1 protein-coding gene is annotated in these 821 nt (G+C 62.5%); it reads right to left on the bottom strand.

The features are described from left to right. On the bottom strand, positions 1 to 821 hold an 821-nt coding region (locus OO017_RS19865; protein WP_266054451.1), incomplete at both ends, for an NAD(P)/FAD-dependent oxidoreductase.

Below are 821 nucleotides of genomic sequence, written 5' to 3'. Positions count from 1 at the left end.
ACCCCGTCGATGTTGGTCTTGGCCGTGCCGGGGATGGTGCGGATGTAGCCGTTCTCGTCCAGGTTCAGGTACTCCTTGAAGATACCGGAGTTTGGCTCATGGCCGATGGCCACGAAGAAACCCTTCGCGGGAATCTCCCGCAGCTCGCCGGTTACCACGTTCTTCACGCGCACGGCCTCCACCGTGTCCTTGCCCAGGATCTCGTCTGTCACGGTATTCCACAGCACCTCAATGTTCTTCGTCTTCTTTACGCGCTCCTGCATGATGGTGGAGGCCCGCATCTCGTCGCGGCGCACCAGCATGTACACCTTGCTGCACAGATTCGAGAGGTAGGTGGCCTCCTCGGCCGCCGTGTCCCCGGCCCCGACGATCACCACATCCTGGCCCCGGTAGAAGAAGCCGTCGCACACGGCGCAGGCCGAGACACCGTTGCCGTTCAACCGCGACTCTGACTCCAGGCCCAGCCACTTGGCAGAGGCACCCGTCGAGATGATCACCGCATCGGCCTCTATCGTTTTCTGGTCGTCGATCACTACCCTGTGCGGCTGGGAGGAGAAGTCCACGGAAGTGGCGATGCCGTAGCGCACGTCGGTGCCGAAGCGCTCGGCCTGCTTCTTAAAGTCCTCCATCATCTCCGGGCCCATGACGCCCTCGGGGTAACCCGGGTAGTTCTCCACGTCGTTGGTGATGGTCAGCTGGCCGCCCGGCTGCAGCCCCTGGTAGAGCACCGGCGCAAGGCCGGCCCTGGAGGCGTAGATGGCCGCCGTGTACCCGGCAGGGCCCGAGCCAATGATAAGGCATTTTACTTTCTCTATTTCCAT

It is taken from the genome of Pontibacter anaerobius (assembly GCF_026241195.1).
GTDB lineage: Bacteria > Bacteroidota > Bacteroidia > Cytophagales > Hymenobacteraceae > Pontibacter > Pontibacter anaerobius.
This window is presented reverse-complemented; position numbering and strand designations above follow the sequence as displayed.